This window comes from Pseudoduganella sp. GW821-FHT11H04 (assembly GCF_058807935.1).
Genome location: NZ_JBXARE010000018.1, coordinates 41887 through 62026, shown reverse-complemented (window position 1 = coordinate 62026; position 20140 = coordinate 41887). Strand labels below are relative to the sequence as shown.

At 62.3% G+C, this 20140-nt stretch carries 18 protein-coding genes; 13 read left to right on the top strand and 5 right to left on the bottom strand.

Annotation, left to right across the window (positions count from 1 at the left end; genetic code table 11):
* Window position 1 precedes the first annotated feature (1 nt).
* The 8 genes from AC1RTP_RS25760 (at window position 2) to dcd (ending at window position 7272) form a co-directional block, all read left to right on the top strand.
* Window positions 2-2449 (top strand): DNA internalization-related competence protein ComEC/Rec2, encoded by a 2448-nt coding sequence (locus AC1RTP_RS25760; RefSeq protein WP_498611494.1) that lies wholly within the window; start codon window positions 2-4, stop codon window positions 2447-2449.
* 144 nt (window positions 2450-2593) lie between these two features.
* Window positions 2594-2668: a pyrroloquinoline quinone precursor peptide PqqA gene (gene pqqA, locus AC1RTP_RS25755; RefSeq protein ID WP_155456970.1), complete on the top strand. Its 75-nt coding sequence runs from the start codon at window positions 2594-2596 to the stop codon at window positions 2666-2668.
* 38 nt (window positions 2669-2706) lie between these two features.
* The gene (gene pqqB, locus AC1RTP_RS25750) at window positions 2707-3630 is read left to right on the top strand and encodes a pyrroloquinoline quinone biosynthesis protein PqqB (protein ID WP_498611526.1); all 924 of its coding nucleotides are present in this window, start codon (window positions 2707-2709) and stop codon (window positions 3628-3630) included.
* 68 nt (window positions 3631-3698) lie between these two features.
* On the top strand, window positions 3699-4355 hold the full coding sequence (gene pqqC, locus AC1RTP_RS25745; RefSeq protein ID WP_498611525.1) for a pyrroloquinoline-quinone synthase PqqC: 657 nt from the start codon (window positions 3699-3701) through the stop codon (window positions 4353-4355).
* Window positions 4348-4602 carry a pyrroloquinoline quinone biosynthesis peptide chaperone PqqD gene (gene pqqD, locus AC1RTP_RS25740; RefSeq protein ID WP_498611493.1) on the top strand — a complete coding sequence of 85 codons (255 nt, stop codon included), beginning with the start codon at window positions 4348-4350 and terminating at the stop codon, window positions 4600-4602. Before pqqC ends, pqqD begins: the two co-directional genes overlap by 8 nt.
* Window positions 4595-5731, top strand: coding sequence for a pyrroloquinoline quinone biosynthesis protein PqqE (gene pqqE / locus AC1RTP_RS25735; protein WP_498611492.1), 1137 nt, complete (start codon window positions 4595-4597; stop codon window positions 5729-5731). The genes pqqD and pqqE overlap by 8 nt, the downstream gene beginning before the upstream one ends.
* A 93-nt stretch (window positions 5732-5824) precedes the next feature.
* A complete protein-coding gene (locus tag AC1RTP_RS25730; RefSeq protein ID WP_498611491.1) occupies window positions 5825-6664 on the top strand; it encodes an alpha/beta fold hydrolase in 840 nt (279 codons plus the stop codon).
* 41 nt (window positions 6665-6705) lie between these two features.
* Window positions 6706-7272 carry a dCTP deaminase gene (gene dcd, locus AC1RTP_RS25725; RefSeq protein WP_498611490.1) on the top strand — a complete coding sequence of 189 codons (567 nt, stop codon included), beginning with the start codon at window positions 6706-6708 and terminating at the stop codon, window positions 7270-7272.
* On the opposite strand, the gene AC1RTP_RS25720 is transcribed toward dcd, so the two are convergent.
* A complete protein-coding gene (locus tag AC1RTP_RS25720) occupies window positions 7269-8870 on the bottom strand; it encodes a HAMP domain-containing sensor histidine kinase (protein WP_498611489.1) in 1602 nt (533 codons plus the stop codon). The two genes, dcd and AC1RTP_RS25720, sit on opposite strands and share 4 nt — an antisense overlap.
* A gap of 3 nt (window positions 8871-8873) precedes the next feature.
* Entirely contained in the window at window positions 8874-9557 is a 684-nt protein-coding gene (locus AC1RTP_RS25715; protein ID WP_498611488.1) for a response regulator, read from the bottom strand.
* Between the two features lie 127 nt (window positions 9558-9684).
* Between AC1RTP_RS25715 and AC1RTP_RS25710 the strand changes: the two genes are divergently transcribed.
* From AC1RTP_RS25710 to AC1RTP_RS25700, 3 genes are read left to right on the top strand one after another with little or no spacing between them, the layout of a single operon-like run.
* Window positions 9685-10146: a Spy/CpxP family protein refolding chaperone gene (locus AC1RTP_RS25710; RefSeq protein WP_498611487.1), complete on the top strand. Its 462-nt coding sequence runs from the start codon at window positions 9685-9687 to the stop codon at window positions 10144-10146.
* Window positions 10136-10666, top strand: coding sequence for a hypothetical protein (locus tag AC1RTP_RS25705; RefSeq protein ID WP_498611486.1), 531 nt, complete (start codon window positions 10136-10138; stop codon window positions 10664-10666). Before AC1RTP_RS25710 ends, AC1RTP_RS25705 begins: the two co-directional genes overlap by 11 nt.
* Before the next feature lie 12 nt (window positions 10667-10678).
* Window positions 10679-11536, top strand: coding sequence for a dioxygenase family protein (locus tag AC1RTP_RS25700; RefSeq protein ID WP_498611485.1), 858 nt, complete (start codon window positions 10679-10681; stop codon window positions 11534-11536).
* A 31-nt stretch (window positions 11537-11567) separates the two neighbouring features.
* On the opposite strand, the gene AC1RTP_RS25695 is transcribed toward AC1RTP_RS25700, so the two are convergent.
* The 3 genes from AC1RTP_RS25695 to AC1RTP_RS25685 form a co-directional block, all read right to left on the bottom strand.
* Entirely contained in the window at window positions 11568-13823 is a 2256-nt protein-coding gene (locus tag AC1RTP_RS25695) for an Orn/Lys/Arg family decarboxylase (protein ID WP_498611484.1), read from the bottom strand.
* Between the two features lie 82 nt (window positions 13824-13905).
* Window positions 13906-14469 (bottom strand): DUF4337 domain-containing protein, encoded by a 564-nt coding sequence (locus AC1RTP_RS25690; RefSeq protein ID WP_498611483.1) that lies wholly within the window; start codon window positions 14467-14469, stop codon window positions 13906-13908.
* A 3-nt stretch (window positions 14470-14472) separates the two neighbouring features.
* Window positions 14473-14955: a dihydrofolate reductase gene (locus tag AC1RTP_RS25685; protein WP_498611482.1), complete on the bottom strand. Its 483-nt coding sequence runs from the start codon at window positions 14953-14955 to the stop codon at window positions 14473-14475.
* Window positions 14956-15168: 213 nt separating this feature from the next.
* Here AC1RTP_RS25685 and carA point away from each other — a divergent pair, with 213 nt between their 5' ends.
* Window positions 15169-16326 carry a glutamine-hydrolyzing carbamoyl-phosphate synthase small subunit gene (gene carA / locus AC1RTP_RS25680; RefSeq protein ID WP_498611481.1) on the top strand — a complete coding sequence of 386 codons (1158 nt, stop codon included), beginning with the start codon at window positions 15169-15171 and terminating at the stop codon, window positions 16324-16326.
* Window positions 16319-20137, top strand: a complete 3819-nt coding sequence (carB, locus tag AC1RTP_RS25675; RefSeq protein ID WP_498611480.1) for a carbamoyl-phosphate synthase large subunit — start codon at window positions 16319-16321, stop codon at window positions 20135-20137. The genes carA and carB overlap by 8 nt, the downstream gene beginning before the upstream one ends.
* The last annotated feature ends 3 nt before the right edge of the window (window positions 20138-20140 follow it).

Here is a 20140-nt window from a genome sequence, read left to right as displayed (position 1 = left end):
GATGCGGTGCGCAATCCTCGGTTTGATCTGCGGCGTGGCGTGGCTTCAGACGCAGGCCGCACTGCCTGGCGCGGGAGCGCAGACTGCATGCGTGTGCATCGCGCTACTTGCGGCGATACTGGCGGGGATCACGATGCGGCCGCCGATGCGCGCTGTGCTGGCTGCCACGGCGGGCGCGCTGGCTGGTTTTGCGTGGGCGGCATTCGTCGCCACCGGCGCCTTCTCGACTGAGTTGGCCAAGGCCGACGAAGGCCGCGATTTCGAGGTGGTCGGCACGATCGACAGCCTGCCGGGCCGCCTGGATAACGGCATCCGTTTCAATTTCGCTGTCGAATCTCCATCTTCGGTTCCACCGATGATCGTGCTGTCGTGGTACTCGGGAGCCCGTGCTGGTCGCGGCGCGCCGCCCCCGCAGGAGCTTTTGCCCGGCGAACGCTGGCATCTGCGCGTCAGGCTGCAACGGCCGCATGGCAATGCCAATCCATATGGTTTTGATTACGAAGCATTGCTGCTCGAGCAGGGCGTACGGGCTACGGGCTATGTGCGCGCCGAGGGCCGCAATGAGCGGCTGGCCGGCTTCGTGCCGACTGCCCACAATGCGGTTGAACGCACCCGTTATGCGATTCGAGAGCGCATCGCCGCTGCGCTGCCGGAAGCCCGCTACGGCGCTGTGATTGCGGCCTTGGTGGTGGGCGACCAGCGCGGCATCTCCCAGCTCGATTGGCAGGTATTCAGCCGGACGGGGATCTCGCACCTGGTCTCGATTTCGGGCCTGCACATCACCATGATCGCCGGGCTCGCCGCGTGGTTCGCGGGGGGGCTATGGCGGAAGTCCTTCTTCGTGCCGGAGTGGCAGTTGCCATTGCTGCTGCCGGCTGCCCGTATCGCTGCGATTGCCGGCATGCTGGCCGCCTGGGGCTATGTCGCGCTGGCAGGCTTCGGTGTGCCAGCGCAGCGTACCTTGTACATGCTGGCTGTCGTTGCCATCGCGATATGGCTGGACCGTTTGTCGGCTATCTCCCACGTTCTGGCGCTTGCCGCGGGTGTGGTGGTGATCCTCGATCCCTGGGCAGTCATGTGGCCGGGATTCTGGTTGTCGTTCGGCTGCGTTGCTGCGATCCTATACGCGACATCAGGCCGGACGACGCGTTTGCACCCTGAGCTGGATTCCGGCACGGCAGCCGCCCCATCCGTCCCGCAGTGGGGTGGCCGCTGGGCGGAGCGGACTGCTGGTTTGCGGGAGACCTTGCGGCAAGCCGCCGTCACCCAAATGGCAGTGACGGTCGGACTGGTGCCGTTGACCATGCTGATGTTCTCACAGGTTTCGCTGGTCAGCCCCCTGGCGAACGCCGTCGCGATTCCGGTTGTCAGCTTGCTGGTGGCGCCGCTAGCCCTCGTGGGAAGTGTGTTGCCTGCGCCATTGGCGGCGCCGGTCCTGCAGGCTGCGCATTGGCTGCTTGCCGTCTTGCTGGACTGGTTGCAATGGCTCTCCGCCCAGCCGATCGCTGTCTGGTCCGCGCCGGCCCCAAGCTGGCCATTGTTCGTTTTCGCGCTGGCAGGAACCGCATGGGCGCTCGCCCCGCGCGGATGGCCCTTGCGCTGGCTCGGCCTGGCCTGTTGGCTGCCCCTTCTGGCGGCACAGCCGGATCGTCCTCCGCCCGGCGTGCTCAGGGCAATCGCTTTCGACGTGGGCCAGGGCATGGCAGTGCTGCTGGAAACGCACAATCACCGCCTGCTGTACGACACCGGCCCCGCCTATAGTCCCGAAACCAATGGCGGCAACCGCGTTATCCTGCCTTACTTGCGCGCGCGCGGCATCAATTCATTGGACGGGATCATCGTGACCCATAGCGACACCGATCACTCCGGTGGCGCGCTGGCAATCCTGCGTGAGATCCGCACCGGGTGGATGCTGTCGTCGCTGCCTGACGGCCACCCGATTTCGAAGGCCGCGCCGAAGCACATGCATTGCGTGGCTGGGCAAGCCTGGGATTGGGACGGCGTCCGATTCGAGATGCTGCAGCCGACGGCAGCCAGTTACGACGACCCGGCCCTGAAACCGAACGCGCGCGGGTGCACACTGAAGATCACCACAAAATCCGCAGGCATCCTGCTCGCGGCCGACATTGAAGCGCCGCAGGAAGCGGCACTGGTGGCGGCGGTGCCTGAAAAGCTGCGCGCCTCGATTCTCCTTGTCCCGCACCACGGCAGCGGCACCTCGTCCACCCCGGCCTTCCTGGCCGCCGTCGAACCGCGCCACGCGGTTTTCCAGCTGGGCTACCGCAACCGCTACCACCATCCGCGAGCCGATGTTCTTGGGCGTTACGTTGATATGGGCGCCGGTATCTGGCGGACAGATGACGCCGGAGCCGTCACGATGGAGATCGGCGCCGAACCCGTATTAGGCGCCTTTCGCCAGCAGCATGCCCGCTATTGGTACGGCCGCTGAGCACACCAAAAAGGGACACTTGCAACAGCGCTGTTGTTCCATTACGGAGCACCGGTGGCATTCAAGGCATGGCATGGAGTTTGCGATGTAAAGGGTGAATGTCCTTCGGACTTTCGCCAACAAACTTACATCAAGGAGACTGTCATGCAATGGAGTAACCCAGAGTTCATCGATTTCCGCTTCGGCTTTGAAATCACGCTGTACATCTTCAACCGTTAAACGGAAATGGCCGCCGCAGCTTGCGGTGGCCAACCTGCATCATGAAAATCATCGTACTCGGCTCGGCAGCAGGCGGCGGCTACCCACAGTGGAATTGCAACTGCCGCAACTGCGACGGTTTTCGTCATGGGCTGGTGCGTAGCCGCCCGCGGACACAGTCCTCCATCGCGATCTCGGCAAACGGCACCGATTGGCTTCTGGTGAACGCCTCGCCCGACATCCTGGCCCAGGTTCGCGCCACGCCTGCGCTGCAGCCGGCGCGCTCCGTGCGGGATACCGGAATCGCGGCCGTGCTCTTGATGGACGCCCAGGTCGATCACGTCACCGGATTGATGATGCTGCGCGAGGGGCCGGCGATCCCGCTGTATTGCAGCGCGCCTGTCTGGGAGGACTTGCAGGCCGGTTTTCCCCTGGCACGTGTGCTGGGGCATTACTGCGGCGTCGAATGGCATGAGTTGCCGGTGCAGCACGGGGATCGCACCGCCTTCACGGTCCCGAAACTGGAGGGCTTGCGCTTCACGGCCATCCCGCTCGACAGCAAGGCGCCTCCCTATTCGCCGCATCGCGAAGCGCCGGTCCCGGGAGACAATATAGGGCTGCTTGTGGAGGACTTTGCCAGCGGCGGAAAGCTCTTCTACGCACCCGGCCTCGGCGCCATCGCCCCAATGACAGCGGCCGCCATGCGCGAAGCCGACTGCCTGCTGGTCGATGGTACTTTCTGGACCGAGGATGAAATGATTACGCTCGGCTTTTCCAACAAGCCAGCTGCCGCCATGGGGCACCTGCCACAGCATGGTCCCGGTGGCATGATCGAGGTCCTGGACGGCATGCCGGCCAGCCGCAAAATCCTCATCCACATCAACAACACCAATCCTGTTCTCGATGAAGACTCCGCCCAGCACGCAACGCTGCTAAGGCATGGCATCGAGCTGGCCCATGACGGCATGGAGGTCCAATTATGAATATGTTGTCACGACAGGAGGTCGGCTTCCAGCCACGCTGGGACAAGGCCACCTTCATCGACCAATTGATGGCGAACGAGAAGTACTACCATATCCACCATCCCTTCAATATGCGGATGCAGGAAGGCAGTCTCACGCCGGACCAGATCCGGGGCTGGGTTGCCAACCGTTTCTACTACCAGATTTCGATCCCGCAGAAAGATGCAGCGATCCTGGCCAATTGCCCGGACCGTGAAACGCGCCGCCGCTGGCTGCTGCGCATCCAGGACCACGACGGCTGCGACGGCAACGCCGGCGGCATCGAAGCCTGGACGCGCCTTGGTGAAGCCGTGGGTATCCTGCGCGAGGACCTCTGGTCGCTGAAGCACGTGCTGCCCGGCGTGCGGTTTGCCGTGGACGCCTATGTGAACTTCGCGCGCAAAGCTCCGTGGCAGGAAGGCGTCTGTTCATCGCTCACGGAATTGTTTGCGCCGAAGATCCATCGGGACAGGCTGGCGAGCTGGCCCAGGAACTATCCGTGGATCGAACCGGATGGATTGCACTATTTTCGCAGCCGCATTCCGCTCGCACAGCGCGACGTGGAGCATGGCCTGCAGGTGACCCTGGCTTATTTCCAGGGGCGTGAGCAGCAGGAAAGGGCGCTCGAGATTTTGCGCTTCAAGCTGAATGTCCTGTGGTCCATGATGGACGCGATTGACCTTGCTTATGGAGGCGGCAATGAGTGATCAACCCAGGCTGTCACGCATGTTCCGCCTGCAGTGGGAAGAAGCACAGGGCGCCTATGTGCTGTTGTACCCGGAGGGCATGGTCAAGCTGAACACCAGCGCAGCAGAGATCCTCAAGCTTTGCGACGGCCGCAATGCGCTTGGCGAGATCGTGGCGATGCTGGAACGGGCCTTCAATACGACCGGATTGACGGCGTCGGTGAAGGATTTTGTCGACACCGCACAGCAGCGAGGCTGGCTTGTCTAGCGCCGCCACTGAGCAGGCAGCAGCCGTGGCGCCGCCCAAATGGCTGCTGGCCGAGCTCACCTATCGCTGCCCGCTGCACTGCGTGTTCTGCTACAACCCGGTGGACTACGCGTCGCGGCCCAATGAGCTGGATACCGCGCAGTGGATCGATGTGCTGCGCCAGGGACGCAAGCTGGGCGCGGTGCAGCTGGGTTTTTCCGGCGGCGAACCATTGCTGCGCGATGACCTGGAAGACCTGGTGGCCGAGGGGCGCCGGTTGGGCTACTACACCAACCTGATCACTTCCGGCATCGGCCTGACGGAACAGCGCCTGCGTCGCTTGACTGAAGCGGGCCTCGACCATATCCAGCTCTCGTTCCAGGATTCGAGCAGGGAGATGAACGACTTCCTGAGCAGCACCCGTACATTCGAGCTGAAATCACGCGTGGCGGCGTTGATCAAACAATTCCATTACCCGATGGTGCTGAACGTGGTCCTGCACCGCTATAACCTGGACCATGTCGCACGCATTATCGAGATGGCACTGGCCATGGGCGTGGAATACCTGGAATTGGCCAACACCCAGTATTACGGTTGGGGACTGGTGAATCGCGCCCAGCTCATGCCGACGCAGGAACAGCTGCGCAAGGCCGAGGAGGTCGTCAATGAATACCGTGAACGAATCGGCAACCGGCTGCGGATCCTGTTCGTGGTGCCCGACTATTTCGAGTCGCGGCCCAAGGCTTGCATGAATGGCTGGGGATCGGTATTCCTGGGTGTAGCGGCAGATGGCGCGGCCTTGCCTTGCCATGCGGCGCGCAGCATTCGCGGCCTGTCTTTCCCCGATGTCCGCGAAACGAGCCTGCACGATATCTGGTACGGGAGCGAGGCATTCAACAAATTCCGCGGCGATGCCTGGATGAAGGAAACTTGTCGGACTTGCAATGAAAAGGAAAAGGATTTCGGCGGCTGCCGCTGCCAGGCCCTGGCGATGACCGGGGATGCGGCCAATCCCGACCCGGTATGCTCAAAATCGGCCGCGCACGGGGAATTGAAGCAAGTGGTGATGCACGCGCATCGTGCACAGGCGGCAGGGGAATTGAAGCCGCTGGTGTTCCGAAGTGATGCCAATTCGCGCTTATTAAGCTGAACAGGGGGCGAAAACTGGCATGGCCGGGCATCATGAGCGATAATTAGAAGCTTTGCACCAAACTCTTGTTGCCATAGCTTTTAGAATAAGTTGATGACGAAACCGAAAGTCCATTTCGCCCACGCGAACAGCTACCCGGCGGGCACCTACCGCCAGTTCTTCGAGTACCTTGGCCGGGACTTCGACGTGCAGGCCCTCGATATGCACGGCCACAACCCGCACTATCCGGTGGAAGACGGCTGGGCCAAACTCGTAGAGGAGCTGGTCGCCGAGCTGGAAACCCGCTACCACAAAGAGCCAGTCATCCTGGTTGGCCACTCGCTGGGCGGGATGCTCAGCCTGATGGTCGCTGCCCAGCGCCCGGACCTGGTGCGTTGCCTGGTCATGCTCGACTCTCCTGTGGTTGCAGGCTGGCGCGCCACTTTCTGGCGACTGTTCAAGAAGACCCGCCTGGCCGACCGCTATTCCCCGGCGCGCTTTTCGGTCAAGCGCCGCAATGTCTGGCCAAGCCAAAAAGAAGCGATGCGCCACTTCGCCAGCAAGGAAGTCTTTGGCGCCTGGGCACCGGGCGTGTTGCAGGATTATCTTGAAAGCGGACTCGAAGCACATCCTGAGGGTGTGCAGCTGCGCTTCCGCCGCGAGAATGAAACAGCCATATACCGCAGCCTTCCGCACCATATCGGGCAGCTTGTGAAGGGCGAATTCCCGGTGCCTGTGGCCTATGTGGCCGGCGATAACTCGGTGGAGAACCGCCAGGCCGGCCTGGAACACACCCGCAATCTGGTGGGCCGTAACTTCCGCATGATGCGCGGCTCACACCTGTTCCCGATGGAGATGCCGCGCTATGCGGCTGAATTGACCCGCGATCTGATCGTCCAGATGCTGGGCAAGCAGCTGCAGGCCGTCGAAGAGCCCCAGCGCCTGCGCGCCTGATGTAAAATCCGCACAATTATTTAAACCAGAAAGCTTCTGCGATGACGATTAAAAGCGATAAATGGATCCGCCGCATGGCGGAACAACAGGGCATGATCGAGCCTTTCGAGCCGGGTCAGGTACGCTCCGTGGACGGCCGCAAGGTGATTTCCTACGGTACCTCCTCTTACGGTTACGACATCCGTTGCGCCGACGAATTCAAGGTCTTCACCAACATCAACAGCACCATCGTCGATCCGAAGAACTTCGATTCGAACTCCTTCGTCGACGTGAAGAGCGATGTCTGCATCATCCCGCCGAATTCCTTCGCGCTGGCCCGTACCATCGAATACTTCCGCATTCCGCGCAATGTGCTGACCGTTTGCCTGGGCAAATCGACCTACGCTCGCTGCGGCATCATCGTCAACGTGACCCCGTTCGAGCCTGAGTGGGAAGGTTATGTGACCCTGGAATTCTCGAACACCACCCCGCTGCCAGCCAAGATTTACGCTGGCGAAGGCTGTGCCCAGGTGCTGTTCTTTGAGAGCGATGAAATCTGCGAGACCTCGTACAAAGACCGTAACGGCAAGTACCAGGGCCAGCACGGCGTGACCCTGCCGAAGGCTTAAGTTTCAGCCAGGGGGAGCGAGAGCTCCACACAAAGTCCGCCGCCGGCACGATTGGCGGCGGCGATGCGGCCTCCGTGCTGCTGCACTACCTGCTGGGCGATTGCCAGGCCCAGTCCATGTCCATCCACGTCTTTTTCCGTGCTGCTGCCGCGGTAGAAGGGCTGGAAAATCTTCCCCAAGTCTTCTTGTGCCACGCCAGGGCCGTTGTCCATCACGCGGATACGGATGTAGCGCGTGTCGCGCGAGCTTTCCACTTCGACTTTGCCGGCCGGCGGGCTGTGCTTGATGGCGTTGCGGACCACGTTTTCGATGGCGCGCGCCAGCAGTTCGGGCTGGCCGGTGAGCTGGGCGTCGGCGTTGCCGGTGAAGGCAACTTCGCGGCCGTTGGTGGCGGCTTCGAACTTGGCGTCCAGCAGGATGTCGTCCAGCAGTTCGCCGAGGCTGAATTCCTCTTTGGGTGCGTCGAATGCGCCTGCTTCCAGGCGCGATAAGGTCAGCAGCTCGCCGACCAGTTTGTCCATTCGTACACTTTCGCGTTCTATGCGTTCCATCGAGGCGGCGGCCTTTTCGGGCTGCTGGTGGGCCAGGCCGATGGCGGCCTGCAGGCGTGCCAGCGGGGAGCGCAGTTCGTGCGAGACGTCGTGCAGGAGGTTCTTCTGGCCATCGAGCAGGGCGCGCAGGCGGGCGGTCATGCGGTCGAAGTCGCGGCCCAGCGTGGTGAGTTCGTCGCCGCCGGCACGCGGTTTGGCGTTAAAGCGCGGCGTCAGGTCCCCGCTGGCGGCTGCATCGAAGGCTTGCCGCAGCTCTCGGATAGGGCGGGCGAAGTACCAGGCCAACAGGGCGGCGAACAGCAGGCTTGCCAGCACTGCCGCGCCGATAGGGATGAAGGGCGTCAGGGGCCGGAAACGGGGCGGCGGGCCGCCGGGTTCCCCGCGGCCAGGACCCGGGCCGGGGGCGGCGTCGGGACCGGCTGCAGGAGCGGGGCCGCGTCCAGCGGCTGGGCCATCGCCAGCGGCAGGCCCTGGACCTGCGGCGTGGGCTACGGTGGAACCACCTGGCTCGGAGCGCGTGTCTGGCGCGGCGGTTGGGGGCGGCGGGCGGCGGAAGTCTTGGTGGCGATAGGCGCGCGGGTCGAGGCCGGGGATTCCCGACCCGGCCAGTAAGGCGCGTGAATCGGGTCCCTCAAGCTCGCCAAGGTGGCGGCGCGAAGGCAGGAAAAGCATGTAACGCTGCCCGTCGGGCGAAGTGACGTTGCGGACGCCGTGGGGATCTGCGCTGGACAGCATCTTCTGCGCTTCCGACAGCATGCCCGGCGTGGTGATACGCCCCAACAGCTCTTTGCCATCGTCGCCAACGGCATAGACGCGGTGGCGCGGCATATTTTCCAGCAGCTGGCGCAGGCCATCTTTGCCGCCGTAGGCCAGCGTTGCCGCTGCGGATTCGATCGCCATATCGGCAGGCGGTCCGGTCTCGAGATCGGAAGGACGCGCTTCGGCGGCGGCACGCGCCTTGAGCCACACCGCACCGCCAATTGCAGCGGTAGCCGCCACCTGTGCGAGCAGGATCGAAAAGAAAAACTTCCAGAACAAACGTCCCACGGCTTACTCCCGAATCAGCTGGTAGCCCAGGCGGTACACCGTCTGCAGGCAGGAACGGCCGTCAGAGATGGAACCAAGCTTGTGCCGCAAGCTGCTCATGTGGACGTCGATATTGCGGTCGAAGCGCGCCATTGGCCGTCCCAAGCCCTGCTCGGACAGCAAGTTCTTGCTGACCGGCTTGCCGGCGTTGCGCGCCAATACTTCCAGCAGGTTGAATTCGGTGCTGGTCAGTTCCAGCGGAATGCCGTTCCAGGCGGCGCGGCGCTGTTCGGGCCACATCGACAGCTGGCCGACGACCAATGGACCGCTGCCGGTATCGGGGACGGCTTGCGTCCGGCGCAGGATGGCGCGGATGCGCGCGGTCAGCTCGCGCGGCGTGCATGGCTTGGTGACGTAATCGTCCGCGCCCAGTTCCAGGCCGACGATGCGGTCGGTATCGTCGCCGCGCGCGGTCAGCATGAGAATGGGCATCTGGCTCACAGCGCGGATGCGGCGCAGGGTTTCCAGGCCGTTCATGCGCGGCATCATCACGTCGAGGACGGCAATGGCATACAGCCCGGTGAGCGCGGAGGCGGCGCCGGTCTCGCCGTCGTGGGCGGTGGTGACGTCGAAGCCTTCCTGCACCAGGTATTCCTGGAACATGCCGACCAGTTCGACGTCGTCGTCAATCAATAGGACCTTGTTCATGGCGCCCATGATAACAAATCGCTCCTGCCGGGTTCTTCCATCTTTACACGTTTTTACCTGCGACTTACGGCGCTTTACAGACCGTAGCCAGAGAATGGAATCTCCTACCCACGACTGGAGATTGAGAATGAAGAAGAGCAAATTGATCCAGCTGCTGCTGGCCGCTGCAATGGCGCTGCCGCTGGCCGCCAGCGCGGAAGAAGGCGCGCCGCCGGAAGGCGATCGTCCACCATTTGGCGGCCCACGCAGCGATATGCGCGGCATGCCTTTCTTGCATGGGCTCGAACTGTCGGATAGCCAGGACGACAAGATTTTCCAGTTGATGCATGGCCAGGAGCCTTACCTGCGCGAGCAGCAGCGTGCGCATGAGAAGGCGTTGAGGGCTTTGCACGAGATGCGCAATGCGGATAAGTTCGATGATGGAGCTGCGTCTAAATTGGCCCAGGCTGCGGCGCAGGCTGATGCGAACCTGATGCTGGCGCGTATCCGTACGCACCAGAAGGTGCTGGCTGTGCTGACGCCGGAGCAACGCAAGCAGTTGGATGAGCGTATGGAGCGTCGCCAGCGCGGAGGTCCTCATGAACGTTAATTCGATCACCAGCAGCGGATACGCAAGCCAGCTGTCCTCCACCAGCACCGAAAAGGCGCGCCAGGCGCCGCCTCCGCCGCCTCCAGGGCCGCCGCCTGGGGAGAGTGGGTTTGTCAGTGCGATCGGTTCCGTGCTGGAATCGCTGGGCGTGACGGATGTTGCTGCCAGCGACAAGGACAGTGCGGCGTCGGCGCTGGGCGGCTTCCTTCAGCAGCTGATGACGTCCTTGCATGAGCAAGGCGATGCGGCAGGCGCCTCGGGCGGGCCAGGCGGTCCCGGAGGCCACGGCGGGCCAGGCCGTTTGGCACAGGACCTGCAAAGCCTGATCTCTTCGCTGCAAGACGATTCGTCGGACAGCGACTCATCGTCCTCGCTGGAGACCTCGTTCTCTTCCTTGCTCGAATCGCTCGGCACCGACAGCAGCGACTCGAAAGCCAAGCTGGCCAGTTTCCTGCAAACCCTGGCGGACAAACTTCCGCAGGCGGGCAGCAGCGGCAACCTGATTAACACCACCGCATAAGAAGGATACTCAATGGACGCTCATGACCACGGCCTTGCGGCAGACCTGGAAGCGATGATAAACATGGGCAGCACACGCCGCAATTCGCTGCGCTGGTTGCTGGCCGGCGCGGCTTCGCTGCCTCTCTTCGCCTGCGGCGGCGGTTCCGGCAGCGCCGGAAGTGAAAGCAGCAGCGAAAGCAGCAGCACCGGGAGCGGCAGCACAGGCAGTAGCGGAAGCGGCGCCTGCGCCGTCATCCCGGAAGAAACCGGCGGCCCTTATCCTGGCGACGGCACCAACAGCAACGCCAGCGGCATCGTCAACGTGCTGACCCAAACTGGCGTGGTGCGCAACGATATCCGTAGCAGTTTTAATGGCGCCAGCGGCACAGCTGCCGGTGTTCCGCTGACGATCAAGCTAAAGATCGTCAACGCCAACAACAGCTGCGGCGCAGCCGGCAATTTCGCTGTCTACCTGTGGCATTGCGACCGGGAAGGCCGTTACTCGCTGTACTCCAGCGGCGTGACGGACCAGAACTATCTGCGCGGCGTGCAGGAGGCGGATGCCGACGGCAACCTCTCATTCACGACCATCTTCCCTGGCTGCTACGACGGCCGTATGCCGCATGTGCATTTCGAGGTATATCGCAGCCTGGCGCAAAGCACCAGTGCCTCGAACCGTATCAAGACCTCGCAGTTCACTTTCCCTATGGCGACGTTGAACGAAGTCTATGCGACGACCGGCTACAGCAGTTCGGCCGCCAACCTGACGCGCATCAGCTACGCCACCGATAATATTTTCAGCGATGGTTACTCGCTGCAGCTCGGCACCATGAGCGGGAATGTCACGGATGGCTATGTCGTAACGCTGACGGTTGCAATCGCAGCGTAAAAAAAGCCCGCTTCGCAGCGGGCTTTTCTCTTTATTGCCTGACGCAGTCTACGAAGTAATCGCGCTTGCCGTTCACTTCGCGCTTGACCAAGCCGTGCACATCGGTCTCGAAGCCCGGGAAGTGCTCGTTGAAGTCGCGCGCAAAGCGCAGGTAGTCGACGATGGTCTTGTTGAAGCGCTCGCCCGGGATCAGCAGCGGGATGCCCGGCGGGTAAGGCGTCAGCAGGATGGCGGTGATGCGGCCTTCCAGTTCGTCCAGTTGTACGCGCTCGATTTCGCGGTGAGCCATCTTGGCGAAGGCGTCCGACGGCTTCATTGCAGGCACCATGTCCGACAAGTACATCTCGGTAGTCAGGCGCGCCACGTCGTAAGCTTTGTAGAAATCGTGGATCTGCTGGCACAGGTCGCGCAGGCCCATTTGCTCGTAACGCGGGTTGGCAGCCGAGAACTCCGGCAGGATGCGCCACATCGGGGCGTTCTTGTCGTAGTCGTCCTTGAACTGCTGCAGGGCGGTCAGCAGGGTGTTCCAGCGGCCTTTGGTAATGCCGATGGTGAACATGATGAAGAAGGAGTACAGGCCGCACTTCTCAACGATCACGCCGTGTTCCGCCAGGTACTTGGTCACGATGGACGCAGGGATACCGGTCTCGCCGAACTGGCCGTCCAGCGACAGGCCGGGGTTGACGATGGTGGCCTTGATCGGGTCGAGCATGTTGAAGCCCGGCTTCAGGTCGCCGAAGCCGTGCCACTTCTTGCTGTCTTCGGTGAAGATCCAGTCTTCCTGCGAACCGATGCCTTCTTCGGCGAAGGTGTCCGGACCCCAGACCTTGAACCACCAGTCCTGGCCCCATTCTTCGTCGATCTTCTTCATCGCGCGGCGGAAGTCCAGCGCTTCCAGGATGGATTCTTCCACCAGGGCGGTGCCGCCCGGCGCTTCCATCATGGCCGCAGCCACGTCGCACGAAGCGATGATCGAGTATTGCGGCGAAGTCGAGGTGTGCATCAGGTACGCTTCGTTGAAGGCGTCCTTGTCCAGCTTGACGGTCTCGGAGTCGCGCACCAGCACCTGCGAAGCCTGCGACAGGCCTGCCAGCAGCTTGTGGGTCGACTGGGTCGAGAAAATCATCGATTCCTTGGCGCGCGGACGGTCCTTGCCGATCGCGTGCATGTTCTTGTAGAAATCGTGGAAGGTGGCGTGCGGCAGCCATGCTTCGTCGAAGTGCAGGGTGTCGATCTTACCGTCCAACATTTCGCGCAGGGTTTCCACGTTGTACACCACGCCGTCGTAAGTCGACTGAGTGATGGTCAGGATGCGCGGCTTCTTGTTGGCGGCAGCTTGGGCGAACGGGTTGTTGGCGATTTTGCGCTCGATGCTCTCCATCGTGAACTCTTCGAGCGGAATCGGACCGATGATGCCCAGGTTATTCCGGGTCGGCATCAGGAACACAGGGATCGCGCCGCACATGATGATCGAGTGCAGGATCGATTTGTGGCAGTTACGGTCGACCACGACGATGTCGCCAGGCGCCACGGTCGAATGCCACACCATCTTGTTGGAGGTGGAGGTGCCGTTGGTGACGAAGTAGGCGTGGTCTGCGTTGTAAATGCGGGCGGCGTTGCGCTCGGACGCGGCGACAGGGCCGGTGTGGTCCAGCAGTTGGCCCAGTTCCTCCACGGCGTTGCAGACGTCGGCGCGCAGCATGTTCTCACCGAAGAACTGGTGGAACATCTGGCCGATCGGAGACTTCAGGAAGGCCACGCCGCCGGAGTGGCCAGGGCAGTGCCAGGAATAGGAGCCGTCGTTCGCGTAGTGCACCAGGGCGCGGAAGAATGGCGGCGCCAGGCCGTCCAGGTAGGACTTGGCTTCGCGGATGATGTGGCGCGCCACGAATTCCGGGGTATCCTCGAACATGTGGATGAAGCCATGCAGTTCGCGCAGGATATCGTTCGGGATATGGCGCGAGGTGCGGGTTTCACCGTACAGGTAGATCGGGATGTCCGCGTTCTTGTAGCGGATTTCTTCGATAAAGGTGCGCAGGGAAGCCAGCGCGAAGTCGGTCTCCTCCGGGCTGCCGGCGCCGAACTCCTCGTCGTCGATCGACAGGACGAAGGCTGAGGCGCGCGACTGCTGCTGTGCGAACTGGGACAGGTCGCCATAGCTGGTCACACCAAGGACCTCCATGCCTTCCTTTTCCATCGCCGCTGCCAGGGCGCGAATGCCCAGGCCGGACGTGTTCTCGGAACGGAAATCCTCGTCAATGATGACGATGGGGAAGCGGAATTTCATCGATGGTCTCCAGGCGCGACCTAGCGCCTCAAAAAAATAAGACCGGGAGTATCGCAGAAATACGCCTCCCGGGGGGATTTTTTTACAGCATTGCAACAACGCCCAGGCCGATGCCCACCGCCGCCACGCCATAAGTGGCGTACATCAGCCATTTACGGTTGGTCAGCAAAGTGATCGCGGCCAGTGCGATGGCGATTTGTTCGGCCGTGGTGGCCAGCGCCCATTGGTGGTGCTTGTGCAGGGCGTGGTCGGATTGGTGGTCCCATTCGGTCGATTTGGCTTCCCACTTCTCGGCGTCCTGCTTGATTGCCTCTTTTTCTTCCTTGTAGCGCGCCACGTCGGCCTTGTACTTCTCTGGATCGACGTTCGGCAGCGTCATGGCCAGTTCGGCCAGGTTCTGCTTGGCCGATTTGGCCTGGTAGTAGTTCCAGCGGTTGGCCGCTTCGGTCTTGGCGATGGCTGCATTGTTCTTGAACAGCGCCGCATCGTTCTGGGTTGCGCCGCCCTGGTAGCCGAAGATGGCGCCCACCGTGGCCAGGATGGCCGTGGTCACAGCGATATTGCCCGAGAATTTGTCGTTGCTGTGTGCTGCGTGTTCCACGGCGTGATCGTGTGGGCCGTGTACATGAAAACCGTGTCCGGACATGTTTTAGTTCCTGGTGTAGGTAATAAATGCATAAGGCAGCCGGGCTGCCGATACGTGCTCTTCGCGCGCCACTTCCTTCCATACGCCGCCCGGCAGCTCAGGGAAGAAGGCATCGCACTCATAGTTTTGGGCGATGCGGGTAATTACAAGCTTGCCAACCAGGGGCAGGGCTTGCTCAAAAATCTGTCCACCGCCGATCACGAAAGCGTCGTCCACGCCGTCCACCATGGCCAGTGCGTCCTCCAGCGAGGCGGCGCGTTCCACGCCCTCATGCTGCCACTCGGCGTTGCGGGTGATGACGATGTTGCGGCGGTTTGGCAAGGCGCGGCCGATCGAATCGAAGGTCTTGCGGCCCATGATAATCGGGTGGCCGGAAGTGAGGCGCTTGAAGTGCGCCAGGTCCTCCGGCAGGTGCCACGGCAGGGTGTTGTTGATGCCAATGCCATTACTGGAGTCAGTGGCAACGATGATGGTCAAATTTGTCATGGCCGACATTATATATCGGAGCACTTTGCAATCCGGTCACGTTGCGGAATTGCGCCATCGCAAGTTTTTTTTGGCCCCGAACGGGCGATTGTGAAAGTTGGAGAGTTTTATCGGGGGGGGCCGGAAGTATCGTGGGTTCTAGCGCGCTAGGAATTACTGCTGAGTAATTCTGTTTGTAGGTTTCATAACGATACGGAGCAGGAGAACCCCCTGATGAAACACCCACTCAAGCATCCCTCTGGGAATGCCGGGCGCGCTATTCTCGCACTGGCCGATGGCACGATCTTCGAAGGCGCCTCGATCGGCGCCAATGGCGCCACGGCTGGCGAAGTTGTCTTTAATACGGCCATGAGCGGCTACCAGGAAATCCTGAGTGACCCGAGCTACAGCCGCCAGATTGTCACGCTGACTTACCCGCATATCGGCAACACCGGCGTGAATGGCGAAGATGCCGAAGCTTCGCGCATCCACGCCGCCGGCCTGGTGGTGAAAGACGTGCCTTTCCTCGCTTCGAATTTCCGCTCCGAGAGGGACCTGTCGTCCTGGCTGGCGGAGCAGGGCGTAGTGGCGATCGCGGGCATCGATACCCGCAAGCTGACCCGCATCCTGCGCGAAAAGGGCGCCCAGTCCGGCGCCATCATCGCAGGCGGTGCGGCAGACGAAGCGCTGCACCTGGCGCGCGAATTCCCGGGCCTGTCGGGCCTGGACCTGGCGCAAACGGTGAGTACTGCCGTGGCATACGAATGGACTGAAACCGAATGGTCGCTGGGCCAGGGCCATGGGCGCCAGTTGCAGCCGGGCCGCCATGTGGTGGCCTTCGACTTCGGCGTGAAAGCGAACATCCTGCGCATGCTGTCCCAGCGCGGCTGCCGCGTTACCGTGCTCCCTGCGAAGGCCGGCGCCGCTGCGGCCCTGGCGTTGAAACCGGACGGCATCTTCCTGTCGAACGGTCCAGGAGATCCCCAGCCCTGCGATTACGCTATCGAGGCTGCGCGCGAGCTGATTGAGCGCGGCGTGCCGACCTTCGGCATCTGCCTTGGCCACCAGATCATGGCGCTGGCATCCGGCGCCCGCACTGTGAAAATGAAATTCGGTCACCACGGCGCCAACCATCCGGTGCAGGACGTGGAAACCGGCCGCGTGATGATCACTTCCCAGAATCATGGCTTTGCGGTCGATCCCGATTCGCTGCCGAATAACTGCGCAGTCACTCATATCTCGCTGTTCGACGGCTCGCTGCAAGGCTTCCGCCGCACAGACAAACCAGCCTTCTGCTTCCAGGGTCACCCGGAAGCCTCGCCCGGCCCGCATGACCTGGCGCCGCTGTTCGACCGTTTCGTCAGCATGATGGAGGGCGCGCGCCATGGCTAAGCGTACTGACATTCAGCGCATCCTGATCATTGGCGCAGGCCCGATTGTGATCGGCCAAGCCTGCGAATTCGACTACTCCGGCGCCCAAGCATGCAAAGCCTTGCGCGAAGAGGGCTACGAGGTGGTGCTGGTCAACAGCAACCCGGCCACCATCATGACCGACCCCGGCATGGCCGATGTCACTTATATCGAACCGATCACCTGGGAAACGGTGGCGCGCATCATCGAGAAGGAGCGCCCGCAAGCCGTGCTGCCGACGATGGGCGGCCAGACCGCGCTCAATTGCGCATTGGACCTGCACCGCCACGGCGTGCTGGCAGCATTCAATGTGGAACTGATCGGCGCCACGCCGGAAGCTATCGACCGCGCCGAAGACCGCGCCAAATTCAAGGAAGCCATGGGCCGCATCGGCCTGGAGTCGGCCCGCTCCCATATCGCCCACACCATGGCTGAAGCCTGGCAGGCGCAGGAAAAGCTGGGCTTCCCGGCCATCATCCGTCCGTCGTTCACGATGGGCGGCAGCGGCGGCGGCATCGCCCGTAACGCTGACGAATTCACCGCCATCTGCCTGCGCGGCCTGGAGTTGTCGCCGACTTCCGAATTGCTGATCGAGGAATCGCTGATCGGCTGGAAGGAATTCGAGATGGAGGTGGTACGCGACCGCAAGGACAACTGCATCATCGTCTGCTCGATCGAGAACCTGGACCCGATGGGCGTGCATACCGGCGACTCCATCACTGTCGCCCCGGCGCAGACGCTGACTGACAAGGAATACCAGATCATGCGCGACGCCGCGCTGGAAGTGCTGCGTGAAATCGGCGTGGACACCGGCGGCTCGAACGTGCAGTTTGCGGTAAATCCGCAAGACGGCCGCATGATCGTGATCGAAATGAATCCGCGCGTGTCGCGTTCCTCGGCGCTGGCCTCCAAAGCAACCGGCTTCCCGATTGCCCGCGTGGCCGCCAAACTGGCCGTGGGCTTCACGCTGGACGAGCTGCAGAACGATATTACCGGCGGCGCGACACCAGCCTCGTTCGAACCGGCCATCGACTACGTCGTGACCAAGATCCCGCGTTTCGCCTTTGAGAAATTCCCGGGCGCGAACGACCGCCTGACCACGCAAATGAAGTCGGTTGGCGAAGTGATGGCCATGGGCCGCACTTTCCAGGAATCGTTCCAGAAAGCGCTGCGTGGCCTGGATATCGGCGTCGACGGCCTGCAGCGCATCGCTACCGGCCGCGACGTGATCGAGCAAGAGCTGCGCTTGCCAGGTCCGCAACGCATCTGGTATGTGGGCGAGGCTTTCGCCCAAGGCATGTCGCTGGTGGAGGTGAACCGCCTGTCCCATATCGATCCATGGTTCCTGGCACAGATCCAGGACCTGGTGGAAGTTGAGGAATGGGTGGCCTCGCAGCAGTTGGGCGGCTTCGACCGCCATGTGCTGCGCCGCCTGAAACAGCAAGGCTTCAGTGACCGCCGCCTGGCGGCACTTTTGGGCGTGCCGGAGGATGCAGTGCGTGCGCAACGCCATGCCCAGGGCATCCGTCCGGTCTACAAGCGAGTCGACACCTGCGCCGGCGAATTCGCCACGCGTACTGCCTATATGTACTCGACCTACGACGAGGAATGCGAGGCCCAGCCGACCAGTGCCCGCAAGATCATGGTGCTGGGCGGTGGCCCGAACCGGATCGGGCAGGGCATCGAATTCGATTATTGCTGCGTGCACGCCGCGCTGGCGATGCGCGAGGATGGCTACGAGACCATCATGGTCAACTGCAATCCGGAAACCGTGTCGACCGATTACGACACCTCCGACCGCCTGTACTTCGAGTCCCTGACGCTGGAAGACGTGCTGGAAATCGTCGCCCTCGAAAAGCCGGAAGGTGTGATCGTGCAGTACGGCGGCCAGACTCCGCTCAAGCTGGCACTGGCGCTGGAGGGCAGCGGCGTGCCGATCATCGGCACCTCGCCGGACATGATCGATGCGGCTGAAGACCGCGAGCGCTTCCAGAAGCTGTTGTTCGAGCTGGACCTGCGCCAGCCGTCCAACCGCACCGCACGCACCGAGCAGCAGGCCGTGGCCATGGCCGAAGAAATCGGCTACCCGCTGGTGGTGCGTCCGTCATATGTATTGGGCGGCCGCGCCATGGAGATTGTCCACGAACGGGCCGACCTGGAGCGCTATATGCGCGAGGCGGTTAAGGTATCCCACGATTCACCGGTGCTGCTGGACCGCTTCCTGAACGATGCGATTGAGGTGGACGTCGATTGCGTGAGCGACGGCGTCGATGTGGTGATCGGCGGCGTCATGGAACACGTCGAGCAGGCTGGTATCCACTCCGGCGACTCGGCCTGCAGCCTGCCTCCATACTCCCTGGCCGATGCCACTGTTGCGGAGATCAAGCGCCAGACAGTGCGCCTTGCGCAAGGACTGGACGTGGTGGGCCTGATGAACGTGCAGTTCGCGGTGCAGCGCCTGAAAGCTGACGGCCGGATGGTTGACAGGATCTACGTGCTGGAAGTGAATCCGCGTGCTTCGCGCACCGTGCCGTTCGTCTCCAAGGCGACCGGCGTGCAACTGGCTAAGGTCGCGGCGCGCTGCATGGCGGGCCGCTCGCTGGCGGCGCAAGGCGTCACGGCGGAAGTGATTCCTCCGTACTACAGCGTCAAGGAATCTGTTCTGCCGTTTGCGAAATTCCCTGGCGTGGACACTATCCTCGGACCGGAAATGAAATCGACCGGCGAGGTTATGGGAACGGGGCCGACCTTCGGCGAGGCCTTCCTGAAAGCGGAACTGGCAGCCGGCGTGCGCATTCCCCAACAAGGGCACGTGTATATGCGCGTCCGCAAGGCCGACCAGGCTCGCGCAGTGGCCTTGGCTCGCGAACTCGCCGATGCAGGCTATTCGCTATGCGCCAGCGAGATCACGGCGGCCGTGCTGGAAGCGGGCGAAGTGCCAGTCAACGCGATTGAAGACGAAACCCTGCTTGGCCTGATCGCCTTGCGCGAAATCGCCATGGCCGTCGTCACCGTTGATGAAAAGCGCACGGCCATTGCAGCCACCCGCAGCCTGCGCACCGCGGCGCTGGCCAGCGGCACGGTAATGTTCACGACGATCGCTGCCGCAGAAGCCGCAGCGGAGGCCCGCAAGCATGCCAATTGCACAGCCGTTCGTTCGCTCCAGGAGTTGCATGCGCTGGCCGAGAGCGGCCAACGTGAGTCGCCACCGCTCGCACCGCGTCCTGTGCCGGGCGCAGCGGACATGGCGGCGGCCGCGTGGAAAATGCCGGAACGCCGCGCCGATTCGCGACAGCGCAGCGTTGGCGTGGAGCCGCTCAAGGTCTTCATCCGCCAGCCATTCACCGAATCGGACGAGCGCGAACAGCGCATGATCGGCGAAATCATGCAGATGATCGACAGCGCCAATGGCCTGCCGCACGTCTTCGATTACCTCACCGGCTTACAGGCGGAAAGCGCGGAGACCTTCCGTGCCTCCTTCGAACGCGGCCAGGGTTTGCCGTTCACGCCGCAGAACTTCCGGCGTCATCGACTTGCATTGCTGGACCAGGCCGACGTGATGGTCAACATTCGGGTCGGAATGAGCGAAAGCAGTGCGTTTGAGTTGAGCTATCACATATTCAAAGGCCGCCGGACGCCTATCCTGTTCCTGGTATGGAAAGGCGCGCCGATCAAGACCACGCTGCTGCGTGAGCTGGATGACCTGGTGGATATTACCTATATCGAGTTCGACGAGGTATCAGAGTTGCGAGGCCGGTTGCATCAGTTTTTCAAATCGTTGGTAAAGGAGTGAGCG

What these genes read in the sequence shown, in the direction of transcription:
- AC1RTP_RS25760 (WP_498611494.1), top strand. Translation starts at nt 2, where the DNA reads ATGCGGTGCGCAATCCTCGGTTTGATCTGCGGCGTGGCGTGGCTTCAG.
- pqqC (WP_498611525.1), top strand. Translation starts at nt 3,699, where the DNA reads ATGGCGAACGAGAAGTACTACCATATCCACCATCCCTTCAATATGCGG.
- pqqD (WP_498611493.1), top strand. Translation starts at nt 4,348, where the DNA reads ATGAGTGATCAACCCAGGCTGTCACGCATGTTCCGCCTGCAGTGGGAA.
- AC1RTP_RS25730 (WP_498611491.1), top strand. Translation starts at nt 5,825, where the DNA reads ATGACGAAACCGAAAGTCCATTTCGCCCACGCGAACAGCTACCCGGCG.
- dcd (WP_498611490.1), top strand. Translation starts at nt 6,706, where the DNA reads ATGACGATTAAAAGCGATAAATGGATCCGCCGCATGGCGGAACAACAG.
- AC1RTP_RS25715 (WP_498611488.1), bottom strand. Translation starts at nt 9,557, where the DNA reads ATGAACAAGGTCCTATTGATTGACGACGACGTCGAACTGGTCGGCATG.
- AC1RTP_RS25710 (WP_498611487.1), top strand. Translation starts at nt 9,685, where the DNA reads ATGAAGAAGAGCAAATTGATCCAGCTGCTGCTGGCCGCTGCAATGGCG.
- AC1RTP_RS25705 (WP_498611486.1), top strand. Translation starts at nt 10,136, where the DNA reads ATGAACGTTAATTCGATCACCAGCAGCGGATACGCAAGCCAGCTGTCC.
- AC1RTP_RS25700 (WP_498611485.1), top strand. Translation starts at nt 10,679, where the DNA reads ATGGACGCTCATGACCACGGCCTTGCGGCAGACCTGGAAGCGATGATA.
- AC1RTP_RS25695 (WP_498611484.1), bottom strand. Translation starts at nt 13,823, where the DNA reads ATGAAATTCCGCTTCCCCATCGTCATCATTGACGAGGATTTCCGTTCC.
- AC1RTP_RS25690 (WP_498611483.1), bottom strand. Translation starts at nt 14,469, where the DNA reads ATGTCCGGACACGGTTTTCATGTACACGGCCCACACGATCACGCCGTG.
- AC1RTP_RS25685 (WP_498611482.1), bottom strand. Translation starts at nt 14,955, where the DNA reads ATGACAAATTTGACCATCATCGTTGCCACTGACTCCAGTAATGGCATT.
- carA (WP_498611481.1), top strand. Translation starts at nt 15,169, where the DNA reads ATGAAACACCCACTCAAGCATCCCTCTGGGAATGCCGGGCGCGCTATT.
- carB (WP_498611480.1), top strand. Translation starts at nt 16,319, where the DNA reads ATGGCTAAGCGTACTGACATTCAGCGCATCCTGATCATTGGCGCAGGC.